Source organism: Paenibacillus sp. MZ03-122A, from assembly GCF_024213325.1.
Classification (GTDB): Bacteria; Bacillota; Bacilli; order Paenibacillales; family Paenibacillaceae; genus Paenibacillus; species Paenibacillus polymyxa_B.
The window spans coordinates 38589-58811 of the sequence record NZ_JANAVI010000002.1 but is presented as its reverse complement, the minus strand read 5'-3'; the positions used below and the strand labels follow the sequence as shown (position 1 = coordinate 58811).

The following is a 20223-nucleotide window of genomic DNA, read 5'->3' as shown; positions in this document are numbered from 1 at the left end:
CCCTTCCTGTCACCTCTTTGTCTCCCGGTCTGGTTTCGTTTGTGTTGTGTTGGATGCTGTCGTTACAGGAACAGCATGAATTTCTGCAACAGAACCGTCACTGAGCGTAACGCGCCACTCAGGAGCAAGCTTCAATCCATCATTGGTCAGCTCCGGTTGATACACGGGAGTCAGATCACGAATCGTCTTCCCTTTTGCTACAGTCTCCAGTTGCTTCTTCAAGGGCTCGCCACCCAGCAGCATAACCTTCTTCGAGGATTGCTCTCCTCCCTTGAGGTACAGCAACGAACGTTCATAGACAGATGCCGTTTCTTGCTGGATTTGCAGCGAAATTGTACCAAAGCGGAACGATGGTGTGTCCAGCACCGGATAAGCACCATAATACTGCTGAAACATCACAGTCGTACGATTTTCATCACTACTTCTTAATTTCATTTGGTACGAAGCATCCCAACCGCCATGCTGATTCACAAAATCAACTGCGGCCAGTACATCCCTAATTGGACTACTGCCACTTGCCCCTGGCGCACTGGGATCGGTATAGCTCATCCATCGTTGCTCCTGCTTAATTTGCAGACTACGCTTGCTGTCCGTGTAAATTTGTGAGCCGTCCTTCTCCTGAATATTGCGCGTAATCCCTGGATCGAAGAACAAGTTCCGCTGCATTTGCTCCGTCGTAAACAACCCGGCATACACCAGAGGCTGCACTGTTTCCAGGTCATTCACGGGAATGTAGTACTGATTATCCACCAGCTCGTACAACGGGGCATTTTCACCGAAATTCACATGCTGCCGAATGTCCTCTACCGTCATATCGAACTGGTTTGCCTCATACACCACATCGCCTCTGGCACTGAAAAAGAGCGCATGCGGCTTGGCATTCTTTTCGTCTATATAGATCCAAATGCGGTTAATCGTCTCTCCCTGAAACACCGAATCCGGCGTCAGACGCATAACCCGTTCCAGTAATGAAACCGGGACTCCGCCTGAAAAGGATAATTCGATGCCTTCATTTTCGCTGCGAATCTGCGCCCAGTCCGCTGATTGGATACTTCGACGTTGAAAGTTGTTAAAGCTCCGGCTTTCCAGCCGTGTATAAATTAAATCGTAAAAAGTAACACCCGGATAAAAAACGGTATGCTTCTTCTCACCTTGGTGAATGAGCATTTTATCAGGAAACACGAGGTTCTCAATTTTTTTCTCCTGCCCCATGCTTTCGGTTTTGACATAGTTCGTTTCTGAAGTGAGTACAGAATCACTGCCCGGAAGGCGGTAAATCAAAAAATAAGTCTGTACCAGGCTGGAAGCAACCAGCAAAATAAGCGTCCAGGACTTCAAACGTTCCTTCACTGTGCTTCCCTCCCTTCACTCGACATGGGTAGCGTAAAGGTCGTACAGGTTCCCTGACCGTATTCCGACTCCAGAAAAATTTGGCCCCCATGCGCCTTTACAATTTCCCGGGCAATCGACAGTCCCAGTCCCGTGCCACCCATATTGCGCGATCTCGCCTTGTCTACACGATAAAACCGTTCAAAAATCCGGTCCAAATCTTTTTTGGGAATACCAATTCCGGTGTCCTGTACCGAAATAGATAGCATCCCCTCACTGTTGCGGCGAGCTTCAATCCGAATACTCCCGCCATCTGGCGTATATTTCAATGCATTGGACATCAGGTTGTCCAACACCTGCTCAATTTGGTCCCGGTCGATCACGACCTTACCGATTCCCTGCTCTACGAACATCCCTGAGCGAATGTGCTTTTGCTTCATTTGAAAAGAAAACCGATCTGCGACCTCGTCCAGCATCTCCATCACATCTGCAGGCTGCATCCGCAAAGGTGCCTCATTGGAATCGAGCCGTGACAGATGCAGCAAATCCGTAACCAACCGGATCATACGCTCTGTCTCGTTGCGGATCACGCCTACAAAACGCTCCGCGAGCTGCGGTTCAGCCATCGCGCCGTCATCCAGTGCCTCAGCATAGCTGCGGATGGTCGTCAACGGAGTGCGTAGCTCATGTGATACATTCGCTACGAATTCCCGCCGTGTCGTCTCCATTTCCTCCTGCTCCGTCACGTCCTGGAGCACGGCAATCGTCCCCGTAATGCCAATTTCCCGCCGATGAATCGGCGTGAATGTCACACGGATGACGATGGGTTCATCCTGACCGGCTGGCTCCAGCTGCAAGAGCGTGGAGGCCGAAGATCCGCTATACAGGGCCTCGGTTTCCTCCGGGTCGATCCCCAGCAGTACCGCGATATGCCTGCCGGTCATTTCGTTTTCGTTCACGCCCAGCATGGCGCTGGCCCGACGGTTGACCAGAATGACCCGGCCGTTATCATCGGTAGCGACCACACCGTCGCTCATATTGGTCAAGATGGAGGAGAGCTTCTCCTTCTCCTCTTCATTTTGAGACAGTGCCTCACGCAGACGGCCTGTCATATAGTTAAAGGCCACGCTGAGCCTGCCGATCTCATCATCCCCAAATACAGGCATCTGCTGATCGAATTTGCCCTCGGCAACCTCTGTTGCATGACGTGTCATCACCTTAATCGGGTGCGTAATCGTGTGGGCCAATACCACGCCCAGCACAGCCGTTAGCGCCAGCGCAATGAGCATACCTGAGAGAAATACATTGTTAATGCGTTTCATCGTATCGTAGAGCTCGGTCATCGAAGCGGCGATGTACACTGCGCCGACAATCTTGCCTTGGCTGATGACGGGCTTGGCGACGACCTTCTTGCGGACGTTATCCTCGTCCACCATGTATTCCTCGTTATCACGGATACCTTGGAGTGCGCGGCTAACCACTGTCTGCGTATTTTTGCGTCCAACATAATCGGCGTGTGAACCTTGAGAAGTAATTAACACTTTGCCGCTGGCATCCAGCACCTGAATTTCCGCGCCGCTGAAATCAAACAAATTATTCACGCGTGCACGCAGGCTTTCCACGCTGTCTTCTTCCATTTTGCCGTCACTGCCACTCAGATCCTGCTCCGCCAGCACGGACAGCATTTCCGCCCGTGCTTGCAAATCCTGCGTAAAATTACTCGTGAGAGAGTTCTTCATCGAGCTGACAAAATAGACCCCAATCAGCTGCATAGCCACCAAGATAAGCAGCACATAGATAATAATCAGCTTTGCATGAATGGTACGAAAGAAAGACAGCCATCTCATGCCCGCAGGCCACCTTTGCCCCCGCTCACGATATATCCAAGACCACGGCGCGTCAGGATGGTCTCCGGCTTGCTCGGGTTCTCCTCAATCTTCTCGCGCAACCTCCGAATGGTCACATCTACTGTCCGCACATCCCCGTAGTATTCGAAGCCCCATACCGCCTGAAGCAAATGCTCCCGCGTCATGACTTTTCCAGCATTCTTCGCCATATAGTGCAATAGCTCATATTCGCGGTGCGTCAGGTCAAGCGGTGTTCCGTTTTTGTATGCTGTATACATATCTGTATCAAAAAAGAGGTCGCCCACGCGCAGCCCCTGCTTATCCTCCTGCGGTCGGCTTTCCGACGTGCCTGCCCCGCCACGTTGCTGTCTGCGCATCTGTGCCTTCACTCGTGCCAGCAATTCCCGTGTGCTGAACGGCTTTGTCACATAATCGTCCGCACCCAGCTCCAGCCCCAGCACTTTGTCGATTTCGCCGTCCTTGGCGGTCAGCATAATAATCGGCGTCTGGAGCTGATGCCCACGTACCTCGCGGCATACGTCCATGCCATCCATGCCCGGCAGCATCAGATCCAGCAGAATCAGGTCAGGCTGCTGCTTGACCGCGATATCCACCGCGCTGATTCCATCGAAGGCGCAAATCACCTGGTAGCCCTCTTTTTCCAAATTAAATTTCAAAATATCAGCGATGGGCTGTTCATCATCCACTACCAGAATCGTTCCCTGCATATAGCGTTCACCTCTCTTCACGGATCATAATCTATAATTAACTTTCGTTTGCAGTACCTATAAGATGTTTATTCTATTCTATCATACCCGTGCGCCATTCCCTTACTTCTCCAGACCCTTTTCTTTACGCAGAAAAAAACCATGTCTGCACCTACTGTTAAGCATGCAGAAAAACATGGCCTTTCCCCTTGATCTTCATAAATCATGTAACTCTCGATATAAACATCCAACCTATCTTAAATACGTCATTGGGTTGCGTGGCGTATTATCTTTACGAATTTCAAAATGCAGATGCGTTCCGGTCGAGCGTCCTGTGTTCCCCATGACCCCGATCGACTCGCCTTGCTGAACCACCTGTCCTACATGAACGCCAATGCTGCTCAAATGCCCGTACACGGTTTGGTAGCCGTTACGATGATCGATCATAATGACATTGCCGTATCCATTCTGCTGACCTGCAAATGTTACCACACCTTCATCTGATGCGTGAATGTCAGCACTACCGACCAAATCGACACCCTCATGCATACGTCCCCAGCGTGCGCCAAAGCTACTCGACATCGATGCACCGGACACCGGCCAAGCGAACTGTCCTGAGCCTTCTCCCACAACCTTCGTTCCTCTAAGAACCACCTCAGTAACAGACGGCTGCAGCACCTTTTGACCGAGCCATTCCTCTTGCACAACCTCACCGTTCTCCTTGGTCAAACGATAGTCCATCTCTTTAAGGCCTGCTTGTCCCGGTCTGACCACTTTGGTAACTCCTGCCTTCAGTTCATCGCTCTGGCGAATCTCAACCTCAGGCTCGATGGCAATCTGTTCGACGACCTTCTCTACTGTTCGCACTGTAACTGGAGCCTTCGGAGCAGTGAGCTTCAATTCGTCTCCAATTTGCAAATACAGCTCACGCGAGCCGGGATTGTTCTGCTTAATCTCCCAAGCGGTCATATTAAATTTAGTTGCAATCGACGACAAAGAATCGCCTTCTTGCACTGTATACGTGATAGGAGCCTCACGCCCCTCAGTCAACACTTTGACTGCTTCAGCCTCTGTCAGCACCTTGTTCGGGTCTGCTTTCACAGGCTCATAAGCGATTTTCTCACGGATACTGGCAGACTCCAGCCATGCCTTAGGCGTTTTAGTACTAGCACTCGCATGACTACTGCCCACAGATGTTTTGCGAACCAGCCCCTTGATGCCTGTAGATGTACCCTCACCCACAGGTGTGTACTTCTTCTGTACTTGCTTTAAAGCTGCCTGTGCAGTCGCTTTATCCTTTACAATGCCAACCGTCTGTCCGTTGACCTTCACTTCTACCCCTTTGGCATACGCTGTCAGCATACCATCCAGCTTCTTCAGCGTGGCTGCGCTGTCGATATCCGCTTTATATGCCTTCTCAATGTCTGTCGTTACCGCGCTCGTATTGAGCACCATATCGACGCCGGGATACTTATCCTTATACTGTTTGCTCTTCGTTGCGTACAGCTGTTTAAGTTGTTGCTCATTCAAGATATTTCCGACCTCGACGCCTTTTACATACACTTTATAATAAGGAACTGTGTTAGCTCCGACATACTGATTACTCGCAAAAATAAGACTGCCTGCAATCACCACACCGCCTGCCGTCCAGCTCAACCATTTTCTCCGACCGCTCCACCACTTTGCTATTTTCCCCGCTTCCACAGCAGGCTTGTCTGCAACGTTTGAAACTGCATTCCTGCTGCCTGGTGAATCCTGCTCCTTCAAAACCTTCATGACTCTCTCCTTTTCAGCATATCCTATCTCTATATAAATGCGTTCGTTATTGGTCTTTCACACTATGAATTTAGCCTGTATTCACAAGCATCTATGATATTAGTCGCTATCTACCATTGCATAGTTGCGTAAAAGGTTTCAAAAATTTAACCTTTTCACAACACTGTTTACTTTAACATAGCCTTTACAAAGAATTCAACTACACTCCAATTCCTTCCTGGCACGCAAAAAAATCCGCGCATGGCGCGGATTCTGCAGTCCTATTTTGAGCATAAACATTTCCCCTGAATTCAAGGTTATTTATTCAGGATTTTGCAAAATACTCATTTAAGCAAATCCATTAACTTGTTGTATTCCTCTTTGGTCAAATACTTCGCTAGCACCTGCTGAATATTCTGAAGCTCCTGCTCGGTGAGACCGCCTTCCATCGCAGCTGATATCTTCTGCATCTCCTCCGGCGGCAGCTTATTCATCAGAATCGCAAAAATCTCCTGCTTCTGTGCCGCTGGTAAATTGTTCTTCTTTTCCGTCAAATGGTCGGGCGTAATAACCAAATCATGGCCTTCAATACTCGTTTCGGGTGTAGCTGTTGTACCTTCTGCCTGCTTCCGAGACTCATTGCCTGATGTTCCCGCCGACGTGGCACCCTCCTGAGATGCCTTGCCATTGGCTGCGCCACCAGCCTCACTTCCGCTTTCTTCTAAGCCCTGTCCCATGACAGGCAACGCATCATCAGGCGGTGTTACACTTCCCGAGTCACTTCCCGTCGTCTTGTTCTTCCCCGTGTCTGTGCTTTGATCCGTACCCGCACTGCCCTTTAGCCAACCCAATCCCCATATGGGCTGATGATCAAGCTGAATGTTAAACTGCCGCAGCAGCGATTGAACATAAGCATTAACGACTACACCTGTCACTGCCAGCGTTAGTGCGCTAACCAACACGACCGTCATTCCTTTTTTGAGCAGCCATCCAAGCCACCTCATATCCCGTTACCTCCTTATACGCATCCTGCCATGTGTGTATCATCATGAAGTGCATATAGATCAGTATTGACGAGATATGACGATTTTTAACCCATGGAATATGTAAAACTAGCACAATTCAATAGGAGATGCCACCTTCTGATCGAATCAGCGCGTACGACGCACCCAGAAACGGAAAATGTCACTGCGGACGTAATCCAGAGAATACAGCACCTGCCTGTTCATTTCATCATAGTGAAGCTGCTTTAATAGTAATACCGTGGCCTGTGGATGCTTCAACAGACGCGTCATATGTGCATCGTCATAGTTGGGAACGGTAAGCTCGGAATACGCTCCGACAATTCGTACCCCCGCCTTGAACTCAAGACTCTGAAAAAGCGAGCCTGAAAAAGAGTCACCTTCCAGAATGGGTCCGGCTAATTTCTCTGGCATCCAGTTGATAGAGTGGGCTACAGCCTCTCCGTTGGCAGTGCGTGTACGCTCTAGAGCAATCATGGGCTCATTCTCGGAAAATCTCATCTGTTCGGCAATATCAGGAGGACAAACCGAGATTCTCTGAATGGATTCTAGCTGCTCGTCTTCCCGTAACCCTGCCGAACGAATCATGTCCCCGATGCTGTACAGGCGGTCGAGGGAGCTTGGAATACTCGGCAGCGGGCAAGTCGCAAACGTGCCACTCCCGTGTTTTACAAGCAGCTTACCTTCCGATTCCAGTTGGCGAATAGCTCCCCGTAGCGTCGTACGCGAGACACGAAACGATTGGGAAAGTGCAGTTTCCGACGGCAGCCGATCCCCCGGACCCATTTGATTAACCTTCATATATTCTTCTATACGCTGCTTTATGTTCTCTTGTTTTGTTGACACCGTCCGAAGCCCAGCCTTTCTATTGTGTTAAGCCATATAAATCGGATTCGTAAAAGCAATCATCATCACGCAGTCTTCCATGCAGCCGTAAAGCTCAGCTCGTATCCAGCCCTTACCTAGCGGATCTTGCAATGATAGCGTATATTCTCCTGTGTGAGCAGGGATCTGAATCTCGGAGCATATTCCGTGACTACTTGTCAGCAGAAGACGAAGATTCTGAGGCTTGAGGTTGTAATGGGCTGCTCTTGCTTCCACATCCAATTGAACCGTCACCGATAGTGAATCTTCTACAGTCAGCTCTATGCATTCGCCGATGTGATAACGATGTTCTCTGCCCTTAATCTGTGCCCACATCGTCAGTAACGGTCCCATCGTAACTGACACTGAACCGTGGCGAATCGCCTCAACTGCCCGGTCTGCTAAACCTTCTCGCTCTTCTGCCTCATCATGAACCCCCAGATACGTAACAGCCGGAAGCGCATCATCCGGTTTAGATACATGCCAGTCCCGACCGCTTACCGCAGTGATGCGATACCCCTGATTCAACAAGTCGGTCCACATGGCAAACGCCCGCTGGCTATCCCGCTTAATAGATGGCATAAGCGTTGACCAGACTTCTATATAATCCACCTCATGCCAATCCTGAATCGTGTATTCCCAAAAGCACCCCGTACAGATCGGACTTCCGATCCTGAACGGATGGGCAATCCCTGCAATGCCTCCCTGCTCATGCACCTGCCGAATCCCCTCATAGATGTCATCTGGTCCCAGCACACGCCAGTCGATAAAGCGGTCAACCCCAAGCGTTAGCATATGCCCGTAAAAGGTCGTCCACTCCATCCCTGAAATGATCGGGAGACCAAACTGCCGCTGAACCTGTTCCTGATCCGCAAATGCCGATTGCGTGTTGTGATCCGTCATAGCGATGCACTCAAGTCCCAGATTCACTGCGCTTTGAACAAGCTCCTCCAGCGTTTGCTTTCCGTCGCTGTGAAGCGTATGGGTGTGAAGCTCAGCCGGAATCCATTTAAGCATATGCTGCTTCCTCCCCCAATACATGAATTTGGTAGGCAAGCGTCTCGGTTACAACGGCATGCAGACTGACCGTAATCCGCCACACGCCCGCCGGATTATTTCCTGCGAGGAATCCTGGCGAAGCCGCAGACGAACCGAGCCAATGCTCCTGCTGCATCTCGGGACGGTGCGCATTTCCACGGTGACGGAGAGGATCATCGACAGACAGCGTTAATAAATTTTGCAGCGGGATATACTTCTTCCACAGATCGGATGAATGCCCCGGCTCATCGTATCCATATTTGCTCATGCTTTCCTCAATGATTCCTCGTGCTTGCTCTTGATCCTCCAATAACTTGGGCGTGTAAGAAAAGTGGATACGGATCGTTTCAGTCGGCTGTGGAATATGAAAAGAGTACGTAATATGGCTCTGGGTGCAGGTTCTGTCGACCGTTCCTTCCACATACAGTAGTCTGCTCATGACTTCCCATCCTGGCTAGACAGTTCATCCACAACATGCTTTACCATATCATTCACAGGATGTTCTTCATCACCCGACATGTCTTTGTCTGCCGCCCATAAAACACCCACGGGTTGAAGCCGCGTCAGCTCAATTACCCGGTCTGTACGAATACCTGGAAACTGCGGGAGATTATCCTCGTTTAACGTAAAGGCACACAGTCCGGCTACTTCCATGCTATCAGCACCGCCTTCAAGCAATACGGCTCTGATTTCAGCTATATCCTCAAGCACAGCCTCTCCAGACAGCTTGATCGTGGTGGAAAAATGTGACTCTGCCCCTTCATAAGCGGCTCTAAAATCCCCCAGTCTCAGATCATGATGGCACGATGAATACCACTGCTCCGAGCCGTGAAGGCGAAGCTGAACATCGACACAGGCATCTTCCTCGCGCCGATTGAAGCCCGACTTGAACCCTGGAGACAATTCTCTGTCTGAATCCCGTAAGGGGCGTTTGGAAGTCTGGATAAACACATAGCTACGCTGGTGTGCAAGTGCAATGGAAGACGCTTGTGACGGTATTTCCAGCTCCTGTTGACGTTCCATCTCCCACCCAGTGACCTGATAGGCAAAAGGAAAACGGCTCATGACCGCCTCACGTGGCTCTTCCTCTGGTTTCCACTCGAAAGCAGGCGGCAGCATAAAACGATAGTCCGATGAAATGTCATCCTTAAAGTTTCCGTTAGTTGTTGCGGATTGGAGAACAGGATGCCCACCCAGATCATAATTCCCATTAAACGCAGTCGTAATATGATGTGCCCCCTGGAAAACAGCTTCCAGAACATTGTCCTCTGCATCTAGCTCCACGCGGTACATCCATTCGATATCGGTGGTTCTTCCCCATTTGCTCATAAGCAGCGGCGCGGGCGTTCCCTCATCTTCATGACTGAACATCATCTGATATTCGATGACTGTCTTCTCCTCATTCCCTTCCACAGAATAGAACAAAACAAGCGGTGTATCCGTAAAGCGATTCTCATAGGGATGTGACAGATTGCGGCCATATAAAAGCGGGGTATGGCGATAAATCAGCGATCTTGGAGAGGAATCAGCCACGCAGCGCAGTTCAACCCCGTCGATCCATGCTCGAGATACAAGCGGAGCCGATTCCAATTCGCGAAATTCAGCATAGACCTCGTAATCGCCTGCTTGTAGATACCCCAACAGACGGGTGTACACTCCCTGACTGCTGCCATAGTACAAAATGACATCTTGATTATAGGCTTCATTCAGGTAGAGGCGTACGAAGGCAGATTCTCGATCTATCGCAGCCCAGTCACTGTCTGATCTGGCGAACAGATCAAGCTCCGCGTATCCGTCTTCTGGCATGGAGAACCTAAACCGGAACCCGTTTCCCGGGCTGAGCTCAACCTCCGCCTTGTGTAAGGCAATCCGATAACCGCAATCCAGCAGATCCTTTTCCCATACTCGCCCACTAAACCCGGTAATTTGCACCTCTGCTTGGCTGTTCATCCCTGTAACCTCCTTAGTGTATAACGGCCGTCTAGCTGGCATCCGCATCCTTCACCATTGTCCGAATATAAAAGTAGCCCATAAAAGAACACAGTAAAAACATAAACACTGCCATTGCACTGGCCGTACGCGTCTCCTGATAGCTGGAAAATACCTGCTGCATCGCAACACCCAGCACCTGCGGCGAGTTGGCACCGATCAGGAAGGGAGCCGTAAAGCTACCCATGATTCCCATAAAAATGAAGGTCACCGCAACCCACATCGTTTTGTAGGAAAGGGGTAAAATAAAGCGACCAAACAGCTGCATCGTGCTGGCTCCGGCATCTCTGGCGCTTTCGACGACAGCGTTTGGAATGCTGGCAAGTGCCGAGCTGAGCAGCATGGTTGCGAACGGAATGTTGAACCACAAATTAGCCAGCACCAGCCCTTTGTAGTCATAAATAATCCTCGGAATCGTCTCAATGCCGAGCGGCAGCAAAAGACGTGCAGCCCAACCGTGATTCCCATACATAGTAATAATCGCATACGTTGCAATTACACCGGGAACAAACATCGGAATAAAATACAAGCGGCCTATCCACTTTACGACAACCCCTTTGCCGAATCTCAGATAAATCGCCAAAGCATAGCTGATGACCAGAGTAAGGGCCGTCGAGACTAACGTGACATTAATCGTATACATGATATTTCTACGCATGGCAGGTTCCGTGAACAGCCGAATATAATTGGCCAGACCGTAGCCCGTTCCATATTGATCAATCAAGCTTTCCTTCACGGCATAAAGAATCGGAATAATAACGACGACCAGCAAAATGAGAAAAGACGGGATGACCAGAGCAAGCCCCAGCATCCCCCTTTTGGACAATGAACTCATGCTCAACCGCCCGCTACTTCACTTTGCCAGCGTTTGTAGATTTCCTGCTGAAGCTCTCCGCTGTTAAAGCTGCGGTATCCAGAAGATACACTGTTGAATTTCTCTTGCAGTTCCGTTGGCATCAGATTCCACTTAATCCCCGGATAGCCGTACATTTTATTAATAACCACCGTTTGCGCTTCAGGCGTCAGTATATAATTCAAGAATTCCTGGGTTGCTTCTTTTTTGGAGGAAAGTGAAGGAACCATCAGATAAGAGGGGCCACCTGTAAAAGCAGGGTCGATCTGTGTCAGCTTCACCGTGTCTGGAAGCAGCCCTTTAGCCAGTTGTTCGAGCGCCATATCAGACCAGGCTGGAACCATGTCTACCTCTCCACTTGCTAAAATATCAAGCGTACCTTGGTTCTTCTTAGGATAGACTCCTTTTTGGTACATTGAAGGGCCCAGTTCCTTGAGCAGTGAGAAACCTTGATCCCATTTTTTCATATTTGCCGGATCATCACTGTTCATCGCCTCTGGCGGAAGGAAATTATAGATAACCGTGTTCACAAATGAGCTGCCTGATCCACCTGTGGACGGATCATTATAGGCAAACTTGCCCGGATGCTGGCGAATCCACGTGTACAGCTCGTCGGCTGTTTTCGGAGGTGTCGCTACTTTTGCACTGTTATAGGCAAGGACAACCGAAGAAGCACGGTATGGAATGGCCTGATTGTTGACTTGCTTGAGATACGTTTCATCCACATTCTTCAAATTTGGAACCTTGGCAGCGTCCACCGTTTCCCACAGTTTCTCGCCTACCCCTTTGGTGATATCATCCAGACTGCCTTCGTACAGGTCGATATCTGTATCGGTTTGTCCGCTTTTCTTGGCTGCGATCAGACGGTCCAGTGTAGATGCACCTCCGGTTCCTGCTGGCAAATACACCAGTTTGACCTTAACGTGATCATTTTTAGCTTCAAAGTCCTTGATTAACGTTTCCCACAGCTCTTTAACGTTCAGAGACCCTCCAGTGTACAAGGAAATTTCCGTTGTTCCCGTAGCGGCTCCCGCTTTGGTAGACTTGGCTTCCCCTGTAGCCGTGGCGGCATTACCGCCGTTTCCACAGCCAGCCAACAACGATAAACTAAGTACCCCTGCCAAAACCAGACCCATATTCTTTTTCCCAAACACGTTGTTGCCTCCTTTAGATAGTTGCACAAGTTCGCAGCATCACCAGATGATGCGTTCGTGATGGACATTGATGCGATATAGAGGTTGATCGTGAATCTTCACTGTGCTGCTGGAAAAGTAACAATTTTACTGAAGCTGAATCTGATGTGCTCTCCACTGCGTAGCTCGGTCGCTCGTTCACGCGGCACAAACATTTTCAGATGATGGGTACCGCTATCCAGCGAAACTTCCGCATAATGCCCGAGAATCATCACTTGTCTGATCGTTCCGGCTAGAGAACCCTTTTCTTCCGTCGTCAGAACAATATCCTCTGGTCTTACACCAACCATAGATTCGCCTGTGTATTCATGCTCTTGTGCAAACGGTATTCCGCTCACAGAGACACTGCGACCTGTACTCACCCCCTTTAATAAATTGATCCGGCCAATAAAACCTGCTACAAAAAGTGACTGTGGTTTGTCATAGATCTCCTGCGGTGAAGAGAGCTGCTCAATCCGGCCCGCATTCATAACGACGATGCGGTCGGAAATGGACAGCGCCTCCTCCTGATCATGGGTGACGAATACCATCGTCATCCCCGTCTGGGTCTGGATATCGCGCAGCTCCTCTCTCATCTCCATACGCAATTTGGCATCAAGTGCGGAAAAGGGCTCGTCCAGCAGCAATACATCAGGCTTTAGCAGCAGAGCCCGAGCGAGTGCTACCCGCTGCTGCTGACCGCCCGAGAGCTGTCCCGGCGTTTTACGCTCTGCGCTCTCTAGCCGAACCAGCGCTAGCGCTTCCTTCACCTGACGGTCAATCTCTGTCTTCTTCACCTTTCGAATCTTCAAGCCGAAAGCCAGGTTGTCATACACGGTCATATGCGGCCACAAATTATAGCTTTGGAACACCATAGCCGTCGGACGCTTTTCTGGCGGCAGCTTGAGTACGCTATTACCCTGAATCTGAATGTCGCCACTGTCCGGGTCCAAAAAGCCGCCAATGGAGCGAAGCACGGTTGTTTTACCACAGCCGGAAGGTCCCAGCAGTGTCACCAGCTCTCCCTTCATCACGTCAAGTGAAATGCCTTTGACTCCGTCTCCTGTCTTGAAGCGCTTGGTTAACTCTTGAATGGATAATTGAATGGGCATTAGCTTAGGCTCCTTTTTCAGGATTTTACAAACTCCTCTTTTGACCAGTTACGTTATTTCACCTGAAATCCGCCTGCCAGTACATCCGCACTTACAAAACGCTTGGCTGCCAATAGCAGAATGATCGTTGGCAGGGTAAGAATGACTGAGAAAACAGCACCCGTTGTGCTTGGATAATCAGCAATGATGGAATACATGATGACTGGCATTGTTTTATAGTCCGGCGTTCCGACAAGGAGTGTCCCCTGTGCTTCATCCATTGAAGCAAGAAAGGTAAAAATGGAGGCGACCACAATGCCGGGCAGCGCCATAGGAAAGGTGATTTTCCAAAACACCCGAAATGGTCCGGCCCCAGCATCCCGCGCCGACTCCTCCTGTGCACGATGTACGCTACGGAAGGCAGAGGAAGGAATCCAGGTCATATACATGAGCGTGTTTACCATATGGATAAGCACAATGCCTGCAAAGGTGTTCATCAACCCGAATTGGTAGAATAGTACGGCAATAGACACATACAAACCCATTTTCGGAAAAGCATGCGTAAGTAGGAATGAGAAAAGGAACCACTTACTGAACGGGAAAGAAATTCGTGCAAAGGCATAAGCAGCAGGAATACATACGATAATGGAGCAGACCGTAACGGTAATCGCAATCAGGAAGGATAGAGAAATCGAGCTGAGTACATCATCCTGGGTAAGTACAAACTTCCACCATTCCAGTGACAAGCTTTGCGGGAGCGGTGCAGGATACTGCCATTTTCCCGAAACCGCCAAAAGGAGAAGATTGGTCAGAGGCCCCAGGAAAAAAATGACGAAAATGATAAGCACAATGAATTCCACAATTTTGCGTGTGCCGAGTGAGCGAAGATACCAGTTCATAATTCATCCCTCTCAAGACGTCTAGACGTCCGAATCTCTTTTCTATTTGGATTATAGAGAGGGTTTGTTATCACAAATCGACAAGGAAGATAAGATTATGTAAAGGGGAAGATACCATTTAACACTTCACAGAATAAAAAAAGAGAGAGGCTACTAACAGCCTCTCTCTTTGAACGTGTATCAATAGCTATATCATTCTTGTCCTACAAATAAATCGGAAGCACCTGATTCGTTTGATCGCGATTACGCCCAACCGAGAAAATAGCGATTGGGATACCTGTCAGATCAGACACACGTTGTACGTAATTGCGTGTAGTCTCAGGCAGTTCCTCCAGCGTTTTCACACCAGTGATGTCTTCGCTCCAACCTGGCATTTCTTCATATACCGCTTCGCATTCCGCCAGCATTTTCAGGCTAGCCGGATAATGCGTAATCACCTCGCCGCGGTACTTGTAACCTGTGCAAATTTTCACCGTTTTCAGGCCAGTCAATACGTCCAGCGAGTTCAGGGAAAGACCCGTTAACCCACTGACACGACGGGCATGACGCACAACGACGCTGTCAAACCAGCCCACACGACGAGCACGACCTGTAACCGTACCGTACTCATGACCTGTTTCACGAATGTAATCGCCGACTTCATCGTTCAGCTCAGTTGGGAAGGGGCCATCACCTACACGAGTTGTGTACGATTTAGCTACACCAATGACTTGTTGAATCTTGGATGGTCCCACACCGGAACCAATACATACGCCGCCAGCCGACGGGTTAGAGGACGTAACGTATGGATACGTACCTTGGTCGATATCGAGCATAACGCCTTGCGCACCCTCGAACAGTACCTTTTGATTTGCGTCAATCGCATCATTCAACACGACAGACGTATCGCCTACATAAGGACGGATAAATTCAGCATATTCCAGATACTGTTTCAGTATTGCTTCTACATCCAATGGCTCGCCGCCATATACTTGTTCAATCACTTGATTTTTCTCTTTCGTTTGGTGGCGCAGCTTCTTTTCGAATTCCTCTGCATCCAGCAAATCAGCAATACGAATACCGTTACGTGCAGCCTTATCCATATAAGCAGGGCCAATCCCTTTACGGGTAGTACCAATTTTGTTAGGACCTTTGCGGTCTTCTTCCAGCACATCCAGCGTCATATGGTACGGCATAATCACATGTGCACGGTCACTAATGACCAGATTTTTCGTGGAAAATCCATTATCATGAATGTAAGTAATTTCTTCAATAAGAGCGGCTGGATTGACTACCATGCCGTTGCCAATAACACACTTTTTATCTTCATAAAAAACGCCGGATGGAATCAGGCTCAGCTTGTACTTTTTACCGTCAATGAGAATCGTATGACCAGCATTGTTTCCGCCTTGGTAACGGGCCACCACTTCAGCGCTTTCCGCCAGATAGTCCGTGATTTTACCTTTGCCTTCGTCTCCCCATTGTGTTCCCACAACGACTACAGTTGACATGTTTCATTCCTCCGTGGAGTGCCCACAGACACTCTGATTTTGAGCTGACACACTACGCATATCCGACTTCAACCGCCTGAGCGAGCAGATATGGAGCGTTCTCGGACAGCAGGAAAAAACGTCCGTCGCAGACATTCCGTAGGTTCGGAAAGCCCCGGGCGTAATGATCTCCCCACTGCGTTGAAGCAGCACTATAAGTGTAACAGCACCATTTTTTAAAGTCAAATAAAAAGCGAACATTATATTACATGAAAATAGTATTGTTCGTAATTGAGAGTTTCATTCCTTATATGAAAATACGTGAATCCTATAAAAAAAACCCTTTCGAGATCGCGAAATCCGCGTCGAAAGAGCCTTTTCTAATGATACTAATATGTTATCCGGCGAACGCATCCGAATGGGCACGCTCGTAATTAGCGAATTTATTATAATTTTTGAGAAAGACCAACTCTACCGTACCGACCGGGCCGTTACGCTGCTTGGCAATGATAATCTCAATAATATTCTTCTTTTCTGTTTCCTGATTATAGTAATCATCCCGGTACAGAAACGCCACGATATCAGCATCCTGCTCGATAGAACCCGATTCCCGCAAGTCACTCATCATCGGCCGCTTGTCTTGACGCTGCTCCACACCCCGACTCAGCTGGGAGAGGGCAATTACAGGCACTTCAAGCTCACGAGCGATTTGTTTCAATGTCCGTGAAATTTCAGATACCTCCTGCTGCCGGTTCTCGCCTGCTTTACCTCGTCCGTGGATCAGCTGCAAGTAGTCAATTACGATCATACCCAGTCCCTTTTCCGCCTTAAGACGGCGGCATTTGGCACGGATATCAGCCACAGTGATGCCGGGCGTATCATCGATATAGATTTCCGCCTCTGACAAGGCTGCAATGCCCATCGTCAGCTTCGCCCAATCGTCGTCGCCTTTAAATTCACCTGTCCGCATGACGTTCGCGTCCAGATTGGCCTCGGCGCAAATCATCCGCTGCACGAGCTGAGCGGCCGACATCTCCAGACTGAAGATGGCTACTGTCTCTTTTGCCCGAACTGCAACGTTTTGCGCAATATTCAGAGCGAACGCTGTTTTACCTACGGATGGACGGGCGGCCACAATGATCAAGTCATTGCGCTGGAAACCCGCCGTCATCTTGTCCAAATCAACAAATCCAGACGGAATTCCGGTCGTATTGCCCTTGTTCTGATGCAGCAATTCAACGCGGTCAAACACTTCCATCACGACATCGCGGATGGCAATAAAGCCACTACCTGAGCGCCCGTTGGATATCTCCATAATCTTGCGCTCAGCATCGCTCAGCATACCAGCGACATCCTCGCCACTGCTATAGCCTTCGCTCACAATCTGTGTAGCTGCACGAATCAAGCGACGAAGCATCGCTTTTTCTTCAATGATCTGGGCATAGTAATCCACGTTAGCCGCTGTTGGCACCCCGTGAGCCAGCTTCGCCAGATAACTGACACCGCCGATATCCTCTAGCTGTCCCTTGTCCTGAATTTTCGAGGTCAGCGTAACCAAGTCAATCGGCTGTCCGGATTCACCCAGCTCAATCATTGCTTCGTAAATCATCTGATGAGCCTTATCATAAAAGTCCTCGGTCTGCACCCGCTCCATTGCGGTAATCAGTGCTTCAGACTGGAGCAAAATAGACCCGATAACCGCCTGTTCAGCCTCCAGATTTTGCGGAGGAATCCGATCAAAAAATTCGCCGCCCATAATTATTCTTCTGTCACCTGTACTTTCAGCGTAGCTTTGACCTCAGGATGAAGCTTAACGGTCATTTGAGTCACGCCCAACGTACGAATCGGTTCTTCCAGCTCAATTTTGCGTTTGTCCAGCTTGATGCCCGTTTTAGCTACTGCCTCCGCAATTTGCTTGCTTGTAATCGCGCCGAACAGCCGTCCACCTTCACCAGCCTTCGCCTTGAGCTGAACCGTTGTCTCTTCCAGCTTTTTGCCGAGCGCTTGCGCCTCTTCCTTTTCCTCTTGCTTGCGTTTTTCCTCAGCAGCATTCTGATTTTCCAGCGTCTTCATGTTTCCTTCTGTCGCTGGACGGGCAACACCACGCGGCAACAGGAAATTCGCTGCATAACCGTCCGAAACTTCCTTAATTTGCCCCTTCTTGCCTTGGCCCTTCATATCTTTAATGAATATCACTTTCATTCAAATAACCCCTCTTCCCCATCAATTTCGGCCAGCACGTCGACCACTCTGCGCTTAGCTTCCTCCAGCGGGCAATCCAGCTGAACCGCCGCATTCGTCAGATGTCCTCCGCCGCCTAGCCGTTCCATGACGACCTGTACGTTCATGCGTCCGAGTGAACGGGCGCTGATCCCCACCAGGCCGTCAGGACGTTCACTGACCACAAAGGAGGCCAGTACATCCGTCATATTGAGTAATGAATCCGCCACCTGAGCAATCAGGAGCTGCGGTATTTTCTGTCCGGGCTCTGTCACCGCAATTGCGATATGCCCATATATCATTTTAGCATGCTTAATAATTTCCGCCTTAGCAATATATTCATCCAGGTCCTCTTTTAACATGCGCTGGATCATAACTGTATCTGCCCCGCTACGTCGTAAAAAGCCGGCTGCCTCGAATGTACGCGAGCCTGTATGCAGGGAAAAATGCTTGGTATCCACCGTAATCCCTGCCAACAGTGATGTTGCCTCCAGCGGTGTCAGTTGGACCTTCTCATGGATATATTGCAGCAGCTCGGTCACCAGCTCACAGGCCGATGACGCATAGGGCTCCAAGTAGATCAGAACCGAATCGTTAATAAATTCCTCGCCCCGACGATGATGGTCGACAACCACCACCCGACTGGCCGTCTGCACTAGACGCGGCTCAATCGTCATGGAGGCCTTGTGCGTGTCCACCACGACCAGCAGACTGTGCTCAGTCATTAGCTGGAGCGACTGCTCTGGCGTCAGGAGCGCTTGCGATAACTTCTCATCCTTGTTTACCTGCTCCATCATTCGGTCGATAGACGGATTGGATTTATCCAGTACGATATGTGCCTCTACATTGTAAAGCGCCGCAGCCTTCCACACACCGATGGCCGCTCCCACTGCATCCATGTCCGGTATTTTGTGTCCCATAATCAGCACGCGGTCGCTCTCCTGCATCAGATCACGCAGCGCATGTGCAATGACTCGGGCACGTACCCTGGTACGCTTCTCGACAGCATTGGACTTGCCTCCGTAAAAGGACAGGCGTTGTCCCGCCTTCACTGCTGCCTGATCGCCTCCACGCCCAAGCGCCATATCTAGACTGGATTGGGCCAGCTCCCCTAGCTCCTTGATGCTCTCTGCACCGAAGGACAAGCCAATACTCAGTGTCATCGGTACTTTCAAATCCGCCGTCATTTCCCTTACGGTATCCAGAATGACGAATCGACTTTGCTCCAGCTCCTGAAGCGCTTTATGATTTAGCATAATGAGATAACGCTCAGAAGATAATCGACGCAAATAAATATTGTACTGATTAGCCCAGGATGTAATCTCGCTTGACACCTTCGCAATAAGCGCGGTACGCTGCTGATCGTCCATCCCCTGAGCAGCCTCGTCCATATTATCGAGCATGACGATACCGAGCGCTAATCGCTCGTTTTCATACTGCTTGCGTAGCACCGCCAACTCCGTGACTTCATACAAATATACCAGACGCTCATCGGGCACGATCAGAAACTGATAATGACGCTCATCATGCTGTAGCTCCACCTTCAGCTCACGAGCAGGCTCCTTTGTTTCCTTCTTGGTGCTTAGAGCACCTGCGAGTTGAGGAAACAAATCTTGAAGAGATTCACCAATCAGTGATTGCTCCTCGAACATCTCCCCGGCAAACCGATTGTGCCATTCTACCGTTCGATTTTCACTGTATAAAATGATGCCGAACGGCAAGGCACTAATCGCTTCCCCTTCCACCCGCTTGATCCGGAAGGAAAGACCGCTGATATATTGATTCAGTTCCCGACGAAAATCCAATTCCGTCTTCAGCATCAGCCCGCCGAGCAAGAATGACAGCAGCAGTCCCATCACACCCAGTTCCCAGTTGTACATGGAAATACATATGACAAGCACCAGCAGCAGTAAAAACGCCCAGACGGTCTGATAGCCGTGCCAGCGTTTTTGTAGAAATTTAGGCATG

17 protein-coding genes are annotated in these 20223 nt (G+C 49.6%); all 17 read right to left on the bottom strand.

Annotation, left to right across the window (positions count from 1 at the left end; all coding sequences use genetic code 11):
- Positions 1 to 9: 9 nt before the first annotated feature.
- The 17 genes from NLX74_RS04255 to NLX74_RS04175 all read right to left on the bottom strand — a co-directional run bounded on the left by NLX74_RS04255 (position 10) and on the right by NLX74_RS04175 (position 20222).
- Positions 10 to 1350: a YycH family regulatory protein gene (locus NLX74_RS04255; RefSeq protein WP_254328010.1), complete on the bottom strand. Its 1341-nt coding sequence runs from the start codon at positions 1348 to 1350 to the stop codon at positions 10 to 12.
- Positions 1347 to 3101 (bottom strand): cell wall metabolism sensor histidine kinase WalK, encoded by a 1755-nt coding sequence (gene walK / locus NLX74_RS04250; protein WP_413466305.1) that lies wholly within the window; start codon positions 3099 to 3101, stop codon positions 1347 to 1349. The genes NLX74_RS04255 and walK overlap by 4 nt, the downstream gene beginning before the upstream one ends.
- A 71-nt stretch (positions 3102 to 3172) precedes the next feature.
- Positions 3173 to 3904 (bottom strand): response regulator YycF, encoded by a 732-nt coding sequence (gene yycF / locus NLX74_RS04245; protein WP_023991124.1) that lies wholly within the window; start codon positions 3902 to 3904, stop codon positions 3173 to 3175.
- 231 nt (positions 3905 to 4135) lie between these two features.
- Positions 4136 to 5659 carry a M23 family metallopeptidase gene (locus NLX74_RS04240; RefSeq protein ID WP_254328009.1) on the bottom strand — a complete coding sequence of 508 codons (1524 nt, stop codon included), beginning with the start codon at positions 5657 to 5659 and terminating at the stop codon, positions 4136 to 4138.
- Positions 5660 to 5982: 323 nt separating this feature from the next.
- Positions 5983 to 6642 carry a hypothetical protein gene (locus NLX74_RS04235; protein ID WP_254328008.1) on the bottom strand — a complete coding sequence of 220 codons (660 nt, stop codon included), beginning with the start codon at positions 6640 to 6642 and terminating at the stop codon, positions 5983 to 5985.
- Positions 6643 to 6789: 147 nt separating this feature from the next.
- Positions 6790 to 7506: a GntR family transcriptional regulator gene (locus NLX74_RS25775; protein WP_165178314.1), complete on the bottom strand. Its 717-nt coding sequence runs from the start codon at positions 7504 to 7506 to the stop codon at positions 6790 to 6792.
- A gap of 27 nt (positions 7507 to 7533) precedes the next feature.
- Positions 7534 to 8541: a CehA/McbA family metallohydrolase gene (locus tag NLX74_RS04225; RefSeq protein ID WP_235306814.1), complete on the bottom strand. Its 1008-nt coding sequence runs from the start codon at positions 8539 to 8541 to the stop codon at positions 7534 to 7536.
- The gene (locus tag NLX74_RS04220) at positions 8534 to 9001 is read right to left on the bottom strand and encodes a hypothetical protein (RefSeq protein WP_254328007.1); all 468 of its coding nucleotides are present in this window, start codon (positions 8999 to 9001) and stop codon (positions 8534 to 8536) included. Before NLX74_RS04220 ends, NLX74_RS04225 begins: the two co-directional genes overlap by 8 nt.
- Positions 8998 to 10512 carry a hypothetical protein gene (locus NLX74_RS04215; protein ID WP_254328006.1) on the bottom strand — a complete coding sequence of 505 codons (1515 nt, stop codon included), beginning with the start codon at positions 10510 to 10512 and terminating at the stop codon, positions 8998 to 9000. The genes NLX74_RS04220 and NLX74_RS04215 overlap by 4 nt, the downstream gene beginning before the upstream one ends.
- Positions 10513 to 10543: 31 nt before the next feature.
- Positions 10544 to 11386: an ABC transporter permease gene (locus tag NLX74_RS04210; RefSeq protein WP_069290739.1), complete on the bottom strand. Its 843-nt coding sequence runs from the start codon at positions 11384 to 11386 to the stop codon at positions 10544 to 10546.
- A gap of 2 nt (positions 11387 to 11388) precedes the next feature.
- Positions 11389 to 12558, bottom strand: coding sequence for an extracellular solute-binding protein (locus tag NLX74_RS04205; RefSeq protein ID WP_025723151.1), 1170 nt, complete (start codon positions 12556 to 12558; stop codon positions 11389 to 11391).
- Positions 12559 to 12656: 98 nt separating this feature from the next.
- Positions 12657 to 13688 (bottom strand): ABC transporter ATP-binding protein, encoded by a 1032-nt coding sequence (locus NLX74_RS04200; protein WP_254328005.1) that lies wholly within the window; start codon positions 13686 to 13688, stop codon positions 12657 to 12659.
- 53 nt (positions 13689 to 13741) lie between these two features.
- Positions 13742 to 14566, bottom strand: coding sequence for an ABC transporter permease (locus NLX74_RS04195; RefSeq protein ID WP_254328004.1), 825 nt, complete (start codon positions 14564 to 14566; stop codon positions 13742 to 13744).
- 203 nt (positions 14567 to 14769) lie between these two features.
- Positions 14770 to 16056: an adenylosuccinate synthase gene (locus tag NLX74_RS04190; protein ID WP_029518946.1), complete on the bottom strand. Its 1287-nt coding sequence runs from the start codon at positions 16054 to 16056 to the stop codon at positions 14770 to 14772.
- Positions 16057 to 16432: 376 nt separating this feature from the next.
- Positions 16433 to 17791, bottom strand: a complete 1359-nt coding sequence (gene dnaB, locus NLX74_RS04185) for a replicative DNA helicase (protein ID WP_013373892.1) — start codon at positions 17789 to 17791, stop codon at positions 16433 to 16435.
- A gap of 2 nt (positions 17792 to 17793) precedes the next feature.
- Positions 17794 to 18237 (bottom strand): 50S ribosomal protein L9, encoded by a 444-nt coding sequence (gene rplI / locus NLX74_RS04180; RefSeq protein WP_013312788.1) that lies wholly within the window; start codon positions 18235 to 18237, stop codon positions 17794 to 17796.
- Complete coding sequence (locus NLX74_RS04175) at positions 18234 to 20222, bottom strand: DHH family phosphoesterase (protein ID WP_254328003.1); 1989 nt, start codon at positions 20220 to 20222, stop codon at positions 18234 to 18236. Before NLX74_RS04175 ends, rplI begins: the two co-directional genes overlap by 4 nt.
- Position 20223: the final 1 nt, after the last annotated feature.